General features: G+C 71.5%; 13 protein-coding genes and 1 pseudogene. 9 read left to right on the top strand and 5 right to left on the bottom strand.

What is annotated here, in order from left to right; translation table 11 throughout:
- Window positions 1–85 precede the first annotated feature (85 nt).
- Window positions 86–2,833, top strand: a complete 2,748-nt coding sequence (aceE, locus tag DQW85_RS01595) for a pyruvate dehydrogenase (acetyl-transferring), homodimeric type (protein ID WP_113698695.1) — start codon at window positions 86–88, stop codon at window positions 2,831–2,833.
- Between the two features lie 334 nt (window positions 2,834–3,167).
- The gene (locus tag DQW85_RS01590; RefSeq protein WP_113698694.1) at window positions 3,168–4,664 is read left to right on the top strand and encodes an alpha/beta hydrolase; all 1,497 of its coding nucleotides are present in this window, start codon (window positions 3,168–3,170) and stop codon (window positions 4,662–4,664) included.
- A gap of 333 nt (window positions 4,665–4,997) precedes the next feature.
- Here DQW85_RS01590 and ilvD read toward each other — a convergent pair whose 3' ends face one another.
- Window positions 4,998–6,677 carry a dihydroxy-acid dehydratase gene (ilvD, locus tag DQW85_RS01585; protein WP_205314791.1) on the bottom strand — a complete coding sequence of 560 codons (1,680 nt, stop codon included), beginning with the start codon at window positions 6,675–6,677 and terminating at the stop codon, window positions 4,998–5,000.
- Window positions 6,674–8,050 (bottom strand): FAD-dependent oxidoreductase, encoded by a 1,377-nt coding sequence (locus tag DQW85_RS01580; RefSeq protein ID WP_205314790.1) that lies wholly within the window; start codon window positions 8,048–8,050, stop codon window positions 6,674–6,676. Before DQW85_RS01580 ends, ilvD begins: the two co-directional genes overlap by 4 nt.
- Before the next feature lie 73 nt (window positions 8,051–8,123).
- Here DQW85_RS01580 and DQW85_RS01575 point away from each other — a divergent pair, with 73 nt between their 5' ends.
- Window positions 8,124–8,768: a GntR family transcriptional regulator gene (locus DQW85_RS01575; protein WP_162794646.1), complete on the top strand. Its 645-nt coding sequence runs from the start codon at window positions 8,124–8,126 to the stop codon at window positions 8,766–8,768.
- A 22-nt stretch (window positions 8,769–8,790) separates the two neighbouring features.
- On the top strand, window positions 8,791–9,534 hold the full coding sequence (locus tag DQW85_RS01570) for a maleylpyruvate isomerase family mycothiol-dependent enzyme (protein WP_113698692.1): 744 nt from the start codon (window positions 8,791–8,793) through the stop codon (window positions 9,532–9,534).
- A gap of 204 nt (window positions 9,535–9,738) precedes the next feature.
- Here the strand turns inward: DQW85_RS01570 and DQW85_RS01565 are convergent, their stop codons facing one another.
- The 3 genes from DQW85_RS01565 to DQW85_RS01555 form a co-directional block, all read right to left on the bottom strand.
- Window positions 9,739–10,101, bottom strand: a complete 363-nt coding sequence (locus tag DQW85_RS01565) for a VOC family protein (RefSeq protein ID WP_198654338.1) — start codon at window positions 10,099–10,101, stop codon at window positions 9,739–9,741.
- 89 nt (window positions 10,102–10,190) lie between these two features.
- A complete protein-coding gene (locus DQW85_RS01560) occupies window positions 10,191–10,919 on the bottom strand; it encodes a helix-turn-helix transcriptional regulator (protein ID WP_113698691.1) in 729 nt (242 codons plus the stop codon).
- A 112-nt stretch (window positions 10,920–11,031) separates the two neighbouring features.
- A complete protein-coding gene (locus tag DQW85_RS01555) occupies window positions 11,032–12,057 on the bottom strand; it encodes a PHP domain-containing protein (RefSeq protein ID WP_113698690.1) in 1,026 nt (341 codons plus the stop codon).
- A gap of 159 nt (window positions 12,058–12,216) precedes the next feature.
- Here DQW85_RS01555 and DQW85_RS01550 point away from each other — a divergent pair, with 159 nt between their 5' ends.
- From DQW85_RS01550 to DQW85_RS01530, 5 genes and pseudogenes are all read left to right on the top strand, one after another.
- Complete coding sequence (locus DQW85_RS01550) at window positions 12,217–12,564, top strand: hypothetical protein (RefSeq protein ID WP_162794645.1); 348 nt, start codon at window positions 12,217–12,219, stop codon at window positions 12,562–12,564.
- A gap of 3 nt (window positions 12,565–12,567) precedes the next feature.
- Window positions 12,568–13,716 carry a glutathionylspermidine synthase family protein gene (locus DQW85_RS01545; RefSeq protein ID WP_113698688.1) on the top strand — a complete coding sequence of 383 codons (1,149 nt, stop codon included), beginning with the start codon at window positions 12,568–12,570 and terminating at the stop codon, window positions 13,714–13,716.
- On the top strand, window positions 13,713–14,144 hold the full coding sequence (locus tag DQW85_RS01540; protein ID WP_113698687.1) for a DUF350 domain-containing protein: 432 nt from the start codon (window positions 13,713–13,715) through the stop codon (window positions 14,142–14,144). The genes DQW85_RS01545 and DQW85_RS01540 overlap by 4 nt, the downstream gene beginning before the upstream one ends.
- A 135-nt stretch (window positions 14,145–14,279) precedes the next feature.
- Entirely contained in the window at window positions 14,280–15,452 is a 1,173-nt protein-coding gene (locus DQW85_RS01535) for a PucR family transcriptional regulator (RefSeq protein ID WP_113698686.1), read from the top strand.
- A gap of 103 nt (window positions 15,453–15,555) precedes the next feature.
- Window positions 15,556–15,829, top strand: a pseudogene (locus DQW85_RS01530) (ACP S-malonyltransferase); the annotation flags it as partial.

Genomic DNA, 15,829 nt, shown 5'->3' with positions numbered 1-15,829 from the left:
AGTAGAGATGCACTTTCTACGGCAAGCGACCAGGATGGAAGACGACCCAGACCAGACATCAGTCATCCTCGGAAGGCGAGACCCAGTGGCTTCCGGACGCCAGCGTTTCTCGATCATCAGCGACGGCCTACCCAGCCAGCTGCCTGATGTCGACCCCAGTGAGACCAACGAGTGGCTCGAGTCTCTCGACAACGTCGTCAAGACCGAAGGCCGCACCCGAGCCCGCTATCTGATGCTCCGCATGCTGGAGCGCGCCCGCGAGCACCAGGTCGGCGTGCCGGGCCTGCGCAGCACCGACTACATCAACACGATCCCGCCGGAGCGCGAGCCCTGGTTCCCCGGCGACGAGCACGTCGAGCGGCGCATCCGCGCCTACATCCGCTGGAACGCCGCGATCATGGTGTCGCGGGCGAACGCCCGCACCAACGTGGGCGGGCACATCGCCACCTACGCCTCGGCCGCCTCGCTCTACGAGGTCGGCTTCAACCACTTCTTCCGCGGCAAGGATCACGGCGAGTCGGGTGACCAGGTCTTCTTCCAGGGTCACGCCGCGCCGGGCATCTACGCCCGCGCCTTCCTGGAGGGCCGCCTCAACGAGGCGCAGCTCGACGCGTTCAGGCAGGAGCTGTCGCACGGCTTCCACGGCCTGCCCTCCTATCCGCACCCGCGGCTGATGCCCGACTTCTGGGAGTTCCCGACCGTCTCCATGGGGCTCGGGCCGATCGGCGCGATCTACCAGGCGCGGTTCAACCGCTACCTGCTCAACCGCCAGATCAAGGACACCAGCCGCAGCCACGTGTGGGCGTTCCTGGGCGACGGTGAGATGGACGAGCCCGAGTCGCTCGGCGCGATCGGCCTGGCGGCGCGCGAGGAGCTCGACAACCTCACCTTCGTCATCAACTGCAACCTGCAGCGGCTCGACGGCCCGGTGCGCGGCAACGGCAAGATCATACAGGAGCTGGAGTCCTACTTCCGCGGCGCCGGCTGGAACGTCATCAAGGTCGTCTGGGGCCGCGACTGGGACCCGCTGCTGGCGGCCGACGTGGACGGCGTGCTGGTCAACCAGATGAACACCACGCCCGACGGCCAGTTCCAGACCTACTCGGTCGAGTCGGGCGGCTACATCCGCGACCACTTCTTCGCCGGCGACCCGCGCCTGCGCAAGATGGTCGAGCACCTGAGCGACGACGACATCCGCAAGCTGTCGCGCGGCGGCCACGACTACCGCAAGGTCTACGCGGCGTTCAAGGCGGCCCGCGAGCACGTCGGCCAGCCCACGGTCATCCTGGCCCAGACCATCAAGGGCTGGACCCTGGGCAAGGACTTCGAGGCGCGCAACGCCACCCACCAGATGAAGAAGCTCACCAAGGCCGAGCTCAAGGAGTTCCGCGACCGGCTCTACCTGCCGATCCCCGACTCCGCGCTCGAGGGTGACCTGCCGCCCTACTTCCACCCGGGCGAGAACGACGCCGAGATCCAGTACATGAAGGAGCGCCGCGCGGCGCTGGGCGGCGTGCTGCCCAAGCGCGTGGTGCGGGCCAAGCCGGTCAAGCTGCCCGCGGACTCGGTCTACGGCCAGTTCGGCAAGGGCTCCGGCAAGCAGCAGGTGGCCACCACGATGGCGTTCGTACGCCTGCTGAAGGACCTCATGCGCGACAAGGAGATCGGCCACCGGTTCGTGCCGATCATCCCCGACGAGGCGCGCACGTTCGGCCTCGACGCGATGTTCCCGACGGCCAAGATCTACTCGCCGCACGGCCAGACGTACGAGGCGGTCGACCGTGAGCTGCTGCTGTCGTACAAGGAGGCGGTGCAGGGCCAGATCCTGCACGAGGGCATCAGCGAGGCGGGCTCGATGGCCTCGGCGATCGCCGCCGGCACGTCGTACGCCACGCACGGCGAGCACATGATCCCGATCTACATCTTCTACTCGATGTTCGGCTGGCAGCGCACCGGCGACCAGATGTGGGCCATGGCCGACCAGCTGACCCGCGGCTTCCTGCTGGGCGCCACCGCCGGCCGCACCACGCTGAACGGCGAGGGCCTGCAGCACGAGGACGGCCACACGCCGCTCATCGCCTCGACCAACCTGGCGGCGGTGTCGTACGACCCGTCGTGGGCGTTCGAGATCGCGCACATCGTCAAGGACGGTCTGCGCCGCATGTACGGCGACGACCCCGAGGACGTCTTCTACTACCTGACCGTCTACAACGAGCCCTACACGCAGCCGCCGCAGCCGGCCGACCTGGACGTGGAGAGCCTGCTCAAGGGTCTTTACAGGTTCGCCGAGGGCCCCGCGACCGAGGGACCGAAGGCCAACATCCTGTCCTCCGGCGTGGCGGGCCCGTGGGCGATGGAGGCGCAGCGGCTGCTGGCCGAGGACTGGGGCGTCTCGGCCACCGTGTGGTCGGCGACCTCGTGGACCGAGCTGCGGCGGGAGGCGCTGGCGTGCGAGGAGCACAACCTCCTCAACCCCGACGCCGAGCGGCGCGTCCCGTTCGTGACCCAGGCGCTCTCGCGGGCGCAGGGCCCGTTCGTGGGGGTCAGCGACTACATGAAGGCGGTCCAGGACCAGATCGCGCAGTGGGTGCCGGGTGACTGGTCCTCGCTGGGCACCGACGGGTTCGGCCTGTCCGACACCCGCTCGGCGCTGCGCCGCCACTTCCACGTCGACGCCGCGTCGATCACGCTGGCCGTGCTCACGAGCCTGGTCAGGCGGGGCGAGCTCGACGGCGAGGTGCTGCGCGAGGCCATCGCCCGCTACCACCTCAAGAACGGCGTGACCGAGGCCGGCGGCGCGGAGAGCAACGACACCCAGTCGATGGGCGTCTGAGCCACGCGGCGGGTCCCTCCCGCTGAGACACCTCCCGGGTGTCCCCGCGAGCCCTCGGGCCTCGCGGGGACACCGCGCGGACACGGTCCCCCCTTCACGAGGGCACCCTTCACGAGGGCACCGCGCGGACACGGTCCCCCCTTCACGAGGGCACCGCGCGGACACGGTCCCCCCGCCTCGTCGAGGGCCTGCGCGGGCGCCCAGGCCGCCGCCCCGCGCGCCGGAGATCCGCGCCGACGCGATCAGGACTGGGTACGCGCCGCCGCGGCCCTCATGGCGCGATCTCACGTATTGTGGGCACTACTTCCCCCGGAGACGTCTAGGGGGAAATTTCATGCGTCATGTCCTTGCCGTTGCCGCGTTGACGGTGTCCACCATGGCCTGCGCCGGCACGGCGAAGCCCGACACCGATCCCAAGGGCGTCGTCCCGCCCATCGTCTGGGGGCCGTGCACGGACATCAAGCGGCCCGACGGTCAGCCGCCCGCCCAGCAGGACCCCGGCGTCCGATGCGCGAGGCTGGCCGTGCCGCTCGACTACGCCAACCCGGACGGCGACACGATCCAGCTCGCGCTGATCAAGGTGGCGGCGACCGACCCGGCCAGGCGGCTCGGCTCGCTGGTGTTCAACTTCGGCGGCCCCGGCGGTTCGGGGGTGGACACGCTCGACCAGGCCGCGAAGGGGTTCACCGCCCTGCGCGAGCGTTACGACCTGATCAGTTTCGACCCCCGCGGCGTCCAGCGCAGCTCTGGCGTGCGCTGCGGCACGGGCGCCGACATGGACCGCTTCGTGGCGTTCAACACGCTGCCCGCCAACGAGCGGACGCGTGCCGCGAGCAGGGCGGCCAACGTGGAGTTCGCCCGGCTATGCCAGCGCGACTCCGGCCAGGTCCTGCCGTACGTGGGCACCGTCAACGCCGCCCGCGACATGGACCGGATCCGCGCCGCCCTCGGCGAGGCCAAGCTCAACTACCTGGGCATGTCGTACGGCACGCACCTGGGCGCCGTCTACGCCACCATGTTCCCGAAGACCGTCGGCCGGATGGTGCTCGACGCCCCGCTCGACCCGACGGTGACCTTCCGGCAGCGCACGCTGGCCCAGACGCGCGGCTTCCAGGACGCCTACCGCAGCTTCCTGCGGTGGTGCGTCAAGGACGGCTGCGAGTTCGGCAAGACCGTGGCCGCCGCCAACGCGCGGGTCGACCGGCTGATGACCCGCCTGACCACCAAGCCGCTCATCGTCGCGGGCCGGGAGCTGACCCAGGGCCTCGCCTCCACCGGCGTCGCCGCCGCGCTCTACTCGGAGCTGTCGTGGCCGTTCCTGGAGAAGGCCCTCGCCCAGGCCCTCAACGGCCGGGGCGAGACGCTCATGTACCTGGCCGACTCCTACACCGGGCGCAGCCCGGACGGCACCTACAACACGCAGATGTCCAGCTTCCCGGCGATCACCTGCGTGGACACCGCCGAACGGCCCGGCGAGGAGCAGTTGCGGGGCACGTGGCAGGCCGCGCTCAGGATCTCCCCGCTGTTCGGCAGCGAGGGGTCGGGCGGCGTCTGCAGCGTCTGGCCTGCCAAGGGCAGCAACGAGGCGAAGGAGATCGACGCCAGCGGCTCCGCCCCGATCGTGGTGGTGGGCGGCAAGGGCGACCCCGCCACGCCGTACCAGTGGGCGCCCAGGCTGACCCGGCAGCTCAAGACCGCCACGCTCGTCACCTACCTGGGCGAGGGGCACGGCGCCTACACCTCGGGCAGCAGGTGCATCCGGCGTGTCGTGGACTCCTACCTGCTCAACGGGCAGGTGCCGGCCCAGGGCGTCTCCTGCCCGGCCGTCTGAGCAGGCATCGGGCGCGCACCGCGCACTACGCGGCCGGGGCGGGACCGTCCCGGCCGTCTGCTCCAGGGTGAGCAGGCCGGTGGTGGTCAGGCGGCCGGCTCGAGGATCACGCGGTTGCCGTGGCCGGTGGAGTTCTTCCTCTTCTTGCCGGCCGACTCCTAACGTGATCGAGCGCAGCCTGGACCCGCTGGCCCTCCTCGACGGCGAGGGACAGCACGCCGGCCGCGGCCGTGAGCGGCCGTGAGCGGCCGTGAGCGCCAGCTCACCGCGCGCCTGCTGACGCCCGCTCGCAGCAGGTCGATGCCGATGGCCGCGATGACGACCGGATGTCGCCTACTTGGCGGGACGGCGGGTCACGGCGCCTCCCTGGATCGGGCCGACCAGCTCGGCGTACTGTCCGAGCCAGCCGGGGACCGTCCCGGGTTCGTGGGACAGGACGGGACGCCCCTCGCGCACAGGGGCGGCGTCCACGGTCCGCGCGTCGAGATCGACGGTGATACGGTCGCCGTCGCGGACCCCGGCGAGCGGGCCGCCGTCGGCGGCCTCGGGCATGACCTGGCCGACGACCAGTCCGTAGTTGAGCCCGGACAGCTCACCGTCGGTGACCACGGCCACCTGACCGCTGAGCCCGGCGCCGTTCAGCGCGGCCACGAAGTTGGCGGCGAAGACGGTGCCGGGGCCGCCGCGCACGCCCATGCCTCGCAGCACGATCACCTGGCCAGGCTGGATGGCCCCGTTCCCCAGCCCCTCGATGGCCTCGGACTCGCCGGCGAACACCTTGGCCGGGCCCTCGAACCTGCGGCTGGTCGTCGAGCTGACTCCGGCGAGCTTCACTATCGCGCCGTCCGGGGCCAGCGAGCCGCGGAGGATGAGGAGACCGGGCTCGGGCTTGACCGGGCTGTGCGGCTCGCGCAGCACCTTGCCGTCGGCTGCCCGGGCCACGGCGGCCAGCTCACCGATGGTGCGGCCGGAGACGGTGAGCGCACCGGCGCGCAGGCGTGGGAGCAGCGTACGCATGACGGTCTGCACGCCGCCGATCTCGTCCAGGTCCCAGACCTGGTCGGGGCCGTTGGGCCGGATGGCGGCGAGCTGCACCGCGTCCCGAGCCCGCTCCTCGACCATCGCGACCACGTCCAGACCGAGCTCCGCCTCGGCGGAGATCGCGGCCAGGTGGCGCACACAGTTGACCGATCCGCCGAGAGCCAGCGCGACCTCCACGGCATTGCCGACCGCCTCGGCTGTCAGCACCTTCCGGGCGGTCAGCCCTTCGTGCACCATCTCCACGATCCGCCGACCGGCCTCCTCCGCCCGGGCCAGCATCCGCGCCGAGTTGGCACGGGTGGGCGCGGAGCCCGGCATGGTCATGCCCAGAGCCTCGGCCAGGCAGTGCATGGTGTTGGCCGTCGCCAGCCCCGCGCACACGCCCGGACCGGTGATGCCGGCGTCGGCCAGTTCGCCGAGTTCCCGTACGGTCATGGCACCGGCCGCGACGGCGCCCACCGACTCGTAGACGGTGTCGATGTCGACCGAGCAGCCCGCGAAGGTGCCGCCGCGCTGGTAGCCGCCGATCACCACCACGGACGGCAGGTCGAGCCGGGCCGCCGCCATCAGATGGGCCGGGGTCGTCTTGTCGCAGGAGGACAGGAACACCACACCGTCCAGCACGGCTCCCTCGACCGCGGCCTCGACGTCGTTCACCACCAGGTCGCGGGTGGGCATGATGTAGCGGCCGTTGCGTCCCGCGGTGGTGATGAAGTCGCTCGGGGCGGTGGTGCGGATCTCGAACGGCAGCCCGCCCGCGGCGCGTACGGCGTCGGCGACCAGGTTGGCCACGCCGTCGAGGTGGATGAAGCACACCGACAGCTTCGACGACGTGTTCACGATCGCGATCTTGGGCTTCTCCTGGTCCTCGGGGCTGATGCCCATGGCGCTCCACTGCGCCCGGCGCACGGCCCAGCGCGAGGTGCCGGGCGTGAAGTTGCTGCGCAACGGGGTCTTCGGGCTCTCGGTCACAGTGCGCTTCCGTTCAGTTTCATGGTGGATCGGACCCGCGCGCCCTCGATGTGGCGGTACGGGGTGCCCTCGTCAAGGGACAGGACCGTGGCCACCCCGGCGGCGTGGCCGTACTCGAAGCACTGGGCGGTCACCCTGGCCGAGGCGAGGGCCTCGTGCTGGGCGCTCAGGCAGCGCCCCGCGACGATGACGTTCTCGCCCGCCTCGGGCACGAGGGTGAGGTACGGGATCTCGTAGTAGTCGTCGATGAGCCAGTGCAGCTTGGGCCGCTCGCCGTCGTGCAGTTCGATCGGCCACGGGCAGCGCGCGATGGCGGAGGGGTCCTTGCGGCCGGTCACGACGGCGTCGTTGGTCAGGGTGGCGGCGCCGGCGATGGTGCGGGTCTGCCGGACGCCGGCCTCCACGCCTGTGTCCACGACGTGGGCGTCCTTGCAGCCGGGGAGGTTCCGGACGATGAAGTCGGCGTATTCACGGACCTGGCGCCGCCCGCCGATCTCGGCTTCGGTGAAGTCGGCGGGGTCGATCACGTTCAGCATCCGTCCGTCGGCGCCGGTCAACCGGGTCGCGTTGACCATGAGCTCACCCGGGCGCGGGGTCGTGAAGATCCAGATCTTCTGCCGGGGGAGGTTGGCGCCGAGCGACCTGGCCGCCTGGATCCGCTCGGTCACCCACGGCGGGCTGATGGTGTCCTCGCCGTAGCCGGCCAGGAAGGCGTCCACGTCCACGCCTCCGAGGCGGAAGAACATGGTGGGGTTCTGGATCCGCCCGCCGTCGCCGAAGGCGTAGCGCCCGCCGGCGCGGGCGACCAGCGCGGCGTCGCCGGACGCGTCGATGGTGCGGGCGGCGCGCACGACGCACACGCCCGCGTTGGAGGAGAGCACCGCGCCGAGGTACTGCTCGCCCTCCATCACCACGCCGACGACCGAGGTGTGGAACAGCACCTGTACGCCCGCGGCGGCGAGCAAGGCGTCGGCCGTCTCCCGCCACACCAGCGGGTCGTGGGCACTGGTCCAGGTCTTGCCGTACCGCTGCGGCGGGGTCAGGCCGCGGCGCTCGGCCAGGCCCTGCCGGAAGCGCTCGGTGAATCCCCACACGACCTGCTCGGGGCCGGGGCCGGTGTCGGTGTCGGTGTCGGTCGCGAGATACATGCCGCAGACGGTGCCGGACATGCCCGCCACGGCCGCCCCGCCCGCGAAGCCGTACTTCTCGACGAGCAGCACGCTCTTGCCGGCCTCTGCCGCCACGGTCGCCGCGGCCACGCCGGCCGCCCCGGCTCCCACCACGAGGACGTCCACTTCTGCCAGGACAGGGTAGTCGGCATCAGGTGGTACGACGGCGGGCAGCCGCCAGTCCAGGAGCGATATATCGGTCATGTATCGACGGTACATCACGCTGAGGTACTATTGTCCAGTCCGGAAATCTCTTCGAGACGCGACGGGGTGGCGGGTGCCTGAGCCGAACAAGACCGACCGCGCCTACCAGGCGATCGAGAGCATGATCACCTTTCAGGAGCTCGCGCCTGGATCGCTCGTCTCCGAATCCATGCTGATGGAGCGCACCGGCCTGGGGCGCACGCCCGTACGGGAGGCGCTGCAACGGCTGGCCCGCGAGCGCATGGTGGAGATCCACCCGAACCGGGGCGTGTTCGTCCCGCCCGCCTCCATCGAGGCCCAGCTCAAGCTGCTGGAGCTGCGGCGCACCCTGGAGGCGCTGGCGGTCCGCCTCGCGACCCACCGCGCCCTGGCCGAGCAGAAGCGTCAGATGCTGGAGGTCATCGAGCAGTTCAGCGACGACGTACTGGACGTGCGCTCCTTCGGCGCGATACTGAAGCGCGCCCACGCCCTGATCGTGGACGCCGCCCACAACGAGTACCTGTCCGTAGCCATGGCCCCCCTCCAAGGACTGTCGCGCCGGTTCTGGTTCGCGCACCTGAAGGACCCGGAGAGCGAGCTGCGGACGGCGTCACGACTGCACGGCGACATCCTCGGCGCGATCTGCCGCGGCGACGAAACCGAGGCGGTGACCGCCTCCACGCGCCTCAACGACTACCTCGTCGACTTCGCCTACGCCACCCTCAACCCCTCCTACTAGGCCCTGATCTAGGCTCGGACAGGTGACCGACTACTGCGCGCACGTGGAGCGCGAGGCCGCCCGCCTCGTCGAGCTGGTCACCGGCGCCGCCCCCGCCGCGCCGGTGCCCACCTGCCCCGGCTGGACGCTCGCCGACCTGATCACCCACGTCGGCACCACGCACCGCTGGGTGATCCACATCGTCGGGAACCGGGTCCAGGAGCGGATCTGGTCGCGGGAGGTGCCCAACGGCCTGGCCGAGGGCCAGAGCGGCGACCCGGCCTGGCTGGCGGACGGCGCCCGCCGGCTGCTGGCGACGCTCCGCTCGGCCGACCCCGACACGCCCGTGTGGTCGTGGGGCGCCGGCCGGTCGGCGGCCTACTGGGCCCGGCGGATGGCGTACGAGCTGCTGATCCACCGGGTGGACGCGGAGCTCGCGCTCGGCCTCGAACCTGTCGTGGCCCCGGCGACTGCGATCGACGGAGTCGACGAGTTTCTCGCGAACCTGCCGTACGCCCGTTGGGTGACCCGCCGCCTGGCCGAGCTGGACGCCGAGGGCGCCACGATCCATCTGCACGCGACCGACGCCGACGGCGAGTGGACCATCACCCAGGGCCCCAAGGGCCGGATCGACTGGGAGCACGGGCACGCCAAGGGCGACGTCGCGGTGCGCGGACCGGCCAAGGACCTGCTCCTCATGGTGTACGGCAGGCGCTTCGCGGGCACGCTGGCCGTCTTCGGCGACCGTGCCCTGCTCGATCGCTGGCTGGAGAAGGCCGCCTTCTGACGTCCGGCCCGCTGACGTCCGGCAGGACCTGGTGGCACCCGCTCGGGACAGGGGGCCGGGCCCTGGACGCGCCGCCGCTCGGCGGTCGGCGGCGAGCCCAGGGAGGGGACCGCCCGCAGCGGTCCGGTGCACGAGCTCATCGGCTGAACCCGTGGGGGACGGGCCCGGCCGGCGGGGAAGGCGCCGGAGCGGGCCCACCCACGCTCAGGCCCTGCGGTGGAAGATCCCGAAGAGGCTGCCCGACGTGTCGCGCAGGTAGGCGAAGTCGGTGCCCGCGCCGTCGTCGATGACCTTCGTCACCACCTTGCCGCCCAGCTCCTCCGTCTGGCGGCATGTCGCGTCGACGTCGGCCACCTGCACGTGGAAGACCGCGTGGTCGGGGAAGTCACCCTTGGTGTTGAACAGGCCGCCCCCCGGACGCTCGCCGCCCGGCTGGCTGATCAGCCGATAGTCGATCGGCCCCTCGTCTCGGGCGAACGTCCAGCCGAACAGCCCGCCGTAGAAGCGCTCGGCGCTCTCCGGGTCAGCCGTCGCCACCTCGAACCAGGTCACCGTGTTGTCCATCATTGCCTCTCTTTCTCGAACACGACAACGATCCAACGGCCGAGCGACAGCCTTATGTCGGTGTTTCCGATTGACTTATCGAACAAGGCTGACTAGTCGAGCACGGCGCCGCGGACGATCATCTCGGGCACGTCGGTGGCGAACCCTTCGAGGGGCCGGTCTGGGCAGCGCTCCCCGGTGACCCCGGCGCCGGCGATGCGGTCGAGCCGGAAGACGCGCACGTCGTCGCGCAGGCGGCACCAGGCCACGAGATACCAGAAACCGCCCCGCCCGCCCAGGAACACCCCCGGCTCCACGTCGCGCGAGGTGAGCGCGCCCTTGGCGTCGACGTAGTCGAGCCTGAGCACGCGGCGGCGCAGCAGAGCCTCCTCGATCGCGCGTGAGATCCCCTCGCCGCCGAGCGGCCGGACCGCCGCGCCCGGCTTGCGCGGCTCGTCGATCATCTGCACCCGGCGGGCCAGCTCGCGCGCCAGCTCCCCCTCCCGGCCGGGCATCGCGGCCACCACCTTGCGTAACGCGCTGCGCGCCTGCCTGCCGAACGGCTGGTCGCCCGCTCTGCTGAGCGCGACCGCGATGGCCACCGCCTCGGCCGGCGTGAAGTTGAGCGGCGGCAGCGACAGCTGCTTGTCGATGGCGTAGCCGCCCCTGCGCCCCGGCTCGGCGTAGATCGGCACCCCCGACTCCTGGAGCGCGGTGATGTCGCGCTCGATGGTGCGCACGCTGACCTCGAACCGCCGGGCGAGCTCGCGCGCGGAGCGGCAGCGGGGGGAGATCGCGCGCAGGTCCTCGACGAGCGCGTAGAGCCGGTCGGTGCGGTTCACAACCGGGACGTTACGCGGCGCCACCGACAATCGCGCGGGCCAGGCACACGCCCCTGACCGTCCGGCCACGGCGCTCTCACGCGCACGCCAGCCACGAGCGACGGGCAAGGGGTCATCCGCGGCCCGTCCAGGCCAGCAGCTCGCCGAGCGGCCAGGTGTTGATCACGCGCGCGGCCTCGACGCCGCAGCGGGCGGCCCGCTCGCACCCGAACCGCTGCCAGTCGAGCTGGCCCGGCGCGTGCGCGTCGGAGTCGATCGCGAAACGGCAGCCCATCTCGTAGGCCAGTCTCATCAGCCGCTTGGGCGGGTCCAGCCGGTCGGGCCTGGAGTTGATCTCGACGGCCACGCCGAACCGGCGGCACGCCTCGAAGACCAGCTCGGCGTCGAACTCCGACTCGGGCCTGCGGCCGCCCCTCCTGCCGCCGCCCCGCACGATCCGGCCCGTGCAGTGGCCGAGCACGTCCACGTTCGGGTCGGAGATGGCCGTGACCATCCTGCGGGTCATCGCGTCGCCGTCCATGCGCAGGCCGGAGTGGACGCTCGCCACGACCACGTCGAGCCGCTCCAGCAGCTCCGGCTCCTGATCGAGCGTGCCGTCGAGGTTGATGTCCACCTCGATGCCGGTCAGGATCCTGAACGGCGCCAGCCGCTCGTTCAGCCTGGCCACCTCGTCGAGCTGGTCGCGCAGCCGTTCGGGCGGCAGGCCGCGGGCGACGGTCAGGCGCGGCGAGTGGTCGGTCAGCGCCCAGTATTCGTGGCCGAGCGCCTTGGCCGCCTCGGCCATCTCCTCGATCGGCGAGCCGCCGTCCGACCAGTCCGAGTGGCTGTGCAGGTCGCCCCTGAGCGCCGCGCGCAGCGCCGCCGTCTCGTCGTCCAGGTCCTCGCCCTCGGTGGCGCGCAGCCTGCGCAGGTACGTGGGCACCTGACCGGCCAGCGCCTCGGTGATCACCAGGGCGGTGACCTTGCCGATGCCGGGCAGGCCGGCCAGGCCCCCGGACTCCGCGAGCCGTACCAGCTCGCCGGGCGGCAGGTCCGCGACCACGGCGGCGGCCCGGCGGAAGGCGCGCACGCGGTACGTGGGCTCGCCGGCGCGCTCCAGCAGGAAGGCGATCTCGCGCAGCGCCTCGACCGGTGTCATGGGGAACTCATACCCCCTTCATGTTCGTCCTTTTTGTGGATTGAAGCCGTACGAACGTCACCGATAGGCTGTTCGGCCAATGAGAGCAGGAGCTACATGGGACAACCACGGCCCGTGCCACCACGGCTTCCGCAGCAGAAGCGGTCCAAATCCTCCAAAGTGATCACGCTGAGCGTCATCGGGGTCGTCTCCCTCATGGTGGTCGGGTTCTGCTCGGCCGTGCAGGCGGACGAGGAGGTCCCCGCCGACTGCGTCGACTACAACACGCAGCTGCCCGACGGCTCCTATGCGGTCGTCGACGACGACTACTGCGATGACGACGACGGCCACTCCCACTACTACGCCGGATCGCGCGGCGCGTACCGCTGGTACTACGGCGGCACCCGGGTCGGCGCCCGCGTGCGCGGCGGCACCAGCCTGCGCCCGGCCGACGTCGACATCAGCTCGCGCGGCGGCAAGGCGATCCAGCGCGGCGGCTTCGGCGGCAAGTCGAGCAGCGGGAGCTGACACGTGCGGCGCGAGCGCGGTGTGCCCAGGGACGACTGGGACAAGATCATCGAGGGCCAGGGGCTGGCCTACCATCGCGCGGCCCATCCCGAGGGGCTCAGCCGCCCCTACTGGGACGAGTCGGTGCACTACGTCTTCTCCATGGCCGAGGTGGAGGCGCTGGAGGAGCAGGTCGAGGAGCTGCACGAGATGTGCCTGCGCGCCGCCGACCACGTCGTCTCGACCGGCCGCTTCGCCGACTTCGCCATCCCCGAGTGGGCGGCCGGCGACGTCGCCCGCTCGTGGGAGCGCCGCGACCCCCACCTGTACGGCCGTTTCGACCTGCGCTACGACGGCACGGGCCCGGCCAAGCTGCTGGAGTACAACGCCGACACGCCCACCTCTCTCCTGGAGTCGTCGGTGGTGCAGTGGTTCTGGCTCAAGGACACCCACCCCGGCGACGACCAGTGGAACTCCATCCACGAGCGGCTCATCGACCGCTGGTCCGGGCTGACGCTGCCCCCCGGTCCCACCCACTTCGCCTGGACCAACATGGACGAGACCGGCGAGGAGGCGATGACCCTGGCCTACCTGCAGGAGACCGCCGAGCAGGCCGGGCTCGCGACCGTCGCCGTCGCCATGGAGGACATCGGCTGGGACTCACTCAACCGCCGCTTCGTCGACGTCGAGGAGCGGATGATCCGCTCGGCGTTCAAGCTCTACCCGTGGGAGTGGATGCTGGCCGACCCGTTCGGGCGGCACGCGGTGCGCCACGCCACCTGGATCGAGCCGCTGTGGAAGGCGCTGCTGTCCAACAAGGCGCTGCTGGCGATCCTGTGGGAGCTCTATCCCGGCCATCCCAGCCTGCTCCCGGCCTACCTCGACGGCCCGCGCGAGCTGACCTCCTACATCACCAAGCCGCTCCTCGGCAGGGAGGGCGCCTCCATGCGCGTCGTCACCCCCACGGGCGGCCAGGAGACGCCGGGGAGCTACGGCGAGGAGGGCCACGTCTTCCAGGGGTTCGAGGCGCTGCCCGACTTCGACGGCCAGCGGCCGGTGCTCGGCGCCTGGATGATCGCCGACGAGGCCGCCGGGCTGGGCATCAGAGAGACCTCCGGGCTGATCACCGACGACACCTCCTCCTTCGTACCTCACCGAATCGAGCGACCATGACCCTGCTGGAAACCCTCGCCCGCGGCGCGGGCGCCATCGCCGCCTACGCCGCCGTCGGCGTGATCCTGCTGATCGTCGGCTTCTACGTGATCGATCTGGCCATTCCCGGCAAGCTGAGCGCGGTCATCCGCAGCGAGCGCAACCCCAACGCCACGCTGCTCGCCACGTCGGCGCTGGCGGCCGTGGGGCTCATCGTGGCCGCCTCGATCTGGTCGTCGGGCGGCAGGCTGGCCGAGGGGCTCGCCGGCACCGCCGTCTTCGGCCTCGTCGGCATCGTCGTGCAGACCGTGGCCATGCTCGCCTTCGACAAGGTGGTGGGCATCTCGGTCCGCGACCTGGTCAAGGAGCCCGAGCTGCAGCCTGGGGCGCGGCTGCTCGCGGTCACCCACCTGGCGATCGGCCTGATCACCGCCGTCGCGGTCGTCTAGCCCCCCGCCGGCCGGACGCGACCGTCCAACCCCGGGCCGCCGGACGCGGCCGTCCAACCCCCACCCGCCGGTCGCGACCCTCCAACCCCCACCCGCCGGTCGCGGCCGTCTCGCCGGACCTGGCAGGCTAGAGACGTGACAGACCGGACCCGGGAGGACACCACGCGCAAGCTGGAGCGGGCCATGGGCTCGCTCGGCACGGCGGCGATGGCGCGGATGGACGACCAGCTGCCGTGGTTCCGAGCGCTCAGCGCCGAGGACCGCTCGTGGGTGGGACTGGTGGCCCAGGCCGGCATCGCCGCCTTCGTCGAGTGGTTCCAGCACGCGGGCGAGGACCGGCCCACGCCCAGCATCGAGTTCTTCGGCACCGCGCCGCGCGAGCTGAAGCGGTCGATCTCGCTCCAGCAGACCGTCGACATCGTCAGGGTCGTCGTGGAGGTCGTCGAGGCGCAGAGCGACGACCTGGCCGCGCCGGGCGGCGAGGACCAGCTCCAGCAGGCCATGCTCCGCTACACCCGCGACGTCGCCTTCGCAGCCGCCCACGTCTACGCCCGGGAGGCCGAGGCGCGCGGCTCCTGGGACTCCCGGTTGGAGGCGCTGATCGTCGACGCGCTGGTGCGGGGCGAGGTCGACGACGGACTCCACTCCTGGGCGGCCGCGCTCGGCTGGACCTCCTCCCCGGTGGTCGTCATCGCGGGTCACGCCCCCGACGACGACCCACGTGCCGTGATCGACGGGCTGCGCGACAAGGGCCGCCGCATCGGGATGGACCTGCTGGCCGGGGTCCAGGCCGACCGGCTGATCGTGATCGTGGGCGGCGCAGACAGCGTGCAGCACGCCGCGAGGCAGGTGGTGGCCCGCTTCGGCCCCGGTCCCATCGTCATCGGGCCCGAGGTGCCCGACCTGCACGCCGCCGCGAGGTCCGCCAGGGCCGCCCTGGCGGGCCTGAAGGCGTCGGCCGGCTGGCCTGACGCGCCGCGTCCCGTACACGCCGACGACCTGCTCGCCGAACGGGCGCTCGACGGCGACGAGGACGCCAGGGAGCAGCTGGTCGACAGCGTCTACCTGCCGCTGGCCGGTACCCCGCTGCTCGACACGCTGGCCACCTACCTTGAGCAGGGCACCTCGCTGGAGGCGACCGCCCGCCTGCTGTTCGTGCACCCCAACACGGTGCGCTACCGCCTGAAGAAGATCACCGAGCTGACGGGCTATCAGCCGACCGAGGGCAGATCGGCCTTCACCCTGCAGGTCGGCCTCATTCTCGGCAGGCTCTCGGAGGCCGCCGTAACCTGGCGGCCCCTAACGTAATCTTCCGGAAACCCCCACTGTGGGGATCCTACAAAACACCTTGGACAAAGTTCGTACGGATCCTTATCCACGTGTCGGACCTCTACAGGGCATGGTGGATTTCGTGCTAGCTATCGTCGCGCCGGGCCAAGGCGCCCAGACTCCAGGTTTTCTGACGCCCTGGCTAGAAGTGCCCGGTTTCGCCGACCGGCTCGCCGGTTGGTCCGAGGTCGTGGGCCTCGACCTGATCGCCTACGGCACCACTGCCGACGCCGACGAGATCCGCGACACCGCCGTGGCCCAGCCGCTGCTCGTGGCCGCCGCCCTCGCCTCCGCCGAGGCCCTCGGCGCCGCCCCCGGCGTGCTGGCCGGGCACAGCGTGGGCGAGTTCGCCGCCG

Origin of the sequence: Nonomuraea lactucae (assembly GCF_003313395.1) — a bacterium.
Classification (GTDB): Bacteria; Actinomycetota; Actinomycetes; order Streptosporangiales; family Streptosporangiaceae; genus Nonomuraea; species Nonomuraea lactucae.
This window is presented reverse-complemented; position numbering and strand designations above follow the sequence as displayed.